Source organism: Streptomyces chilikensis (assembly GCF_001642695.1).
In the GTDB taxonomy this organism is placed as follows: Bacteria; Actinomycetota; Actinomycetes; order Streptomycetales; family Streptomycetaceae; genus Streptomyces; species Streptomyces chilikensis.
In genome coordinates this window covers 1-1,455 of the sequence record NZ_LWCC02000040.1, presented here as the reverse complement: position 1 = coordinate 1,455, position 1,455 = coordinate 1, and the positions used below count along the sequence as shown (strand labels likewise).

Sequence of the window (1,455 nt, the reverse complement as noted above, 5' to 3'; positions counted from 1 at the left end):
TGCTGGAGGTTCAGGCGGTCCACGACCTGCGGACAGTGGTGGTGAGCGCTGTGGCGGAGACCGACGGGAACGCCGCCGGAGCGGCGGAACCGGGCGACCCGGGCGCGGACGCCCTGGCGGACCCCTTCCTGCGCACCCGGATCGTGCCGCCCGCGAGGCCCGCCGCCCACCTGCCGCGCCCGCGGCTGGTCCGGCGCCTCGACCGGGCCCTGCGGACGCCGCTCACGCTGGTCGACGGACCGGCCGGCGCGGGCAAGACCCTGCTGGCGGCCGACTGGGCCGCCGGCCTGCGGCAGCCGGTCGCCTGGGTCACCGCCGAGGCGGGGGACCGGCGGCCGGGCGTGTTCTGGACGTACGTCCTCGGCGCGCTCCGCTCCTGCGGCGCGCTGCGGCCCGGCGGACCGCTGCCGGCCGACGCGTCCCGGGTGGACGGCCGGCTGCTGGCGGCGCTGGCCGCCGAACTCGAGGAGGCCGGCCGGCCCGTGGTCCTCGTGCTCGACGCGTACGACCGGGTGGGCGCCCCGGAGGTCGCGGAGCAGCTGGAGTTCGTGCTGCGCCACGCCGGACGGGGCATGCGCCTGGTGCTCGTCACCCGTACCGAGCCGCTGCTCCCGCTGCACCGCTACCGGGCGGCCGGCGAGCTGACCGAGATCCGGGCCGCGGAGCTGGCCTTCACCCCCGACGAGGCCGCCGCCCTGCTGGAGCTGCACGGTCTGGGCCTTCCGGCCCAGTCCGTGCGCGCCCTGGTGGACCGCACCCGGGGCTGGGCCGCCGGCCTGGCCCTGTCCGCACTGGCGGCCCGGGAGAGCGACGACCCGGAGAGGTACCTGAAGGAGTTCGAGGCGGGCCACAGCGCGATCGCGGACTTCCTCCTGGCCGAGGTCCTCGAAGGGCGGACACCGCAGACGCAGGACCTCCTGCTGCGGGTGAGCGTCCTGGAGCGCTTCCGCCCCGACCTGGCGAACGCGCTGACCGGCCGCGTCGACGCCGAGCCCCTGCTCGTCGGGCTGCACCGCGCGAACGCCTTCGTCGAGGACCTCGGGCACTCGTGGTACCGGCTCCACCCGTTGTTCGGGGAGATCCTCCGGGCCCACCTGCGGGTACGGCTGCCCGGGCTGGAGCCGGAACTCCACCGGCGGGCCGCGCGGTGGCTGCGCCGGGCCGGCTTCCTGCCGGAGGCGCTCGCCCACGGCGCCGCGGCGCAGGAGTGGGACTTCGCCGCCGGCGCCCTCGTCGACGACCTCGCGATCGGCCGGCTCCTGACGGGCCTGCGCGCCGGCGAGCTGACGCAGCTCTTCTCCGGCATGGGGCCCGAGGCCCGCACCCCGGCGACCGACCTGGTGCGGGCGGCCCGCGACCTGGCGCGGCACGACCTCGACCACGGGCTGGTCCACCTGCGCCGCGCCGGCGGGCCGCCGGCCGGGGAGCGTCCGGCCGGCGGGGCCCCGGCCGACG

The 1,455-nt window shown here is 78.4% G+C and carries 1 protein-coding gene; it reads left to right on the top strand.

Going from position 1 to position 1,455, the window contains the following annotated elements; all coding sequences use genetic code 11:
• Nucleotides 1-50: 50 nt before the first annotated feature.
• A partial coding sequence (locus A2U95_RS21505) for a winged helix-turn-helix domain-containing protein (protein ID WP_476756109.1) occupies nt 51-1,455 on the top strand: 1,405 nt, incomplete at its 3' end.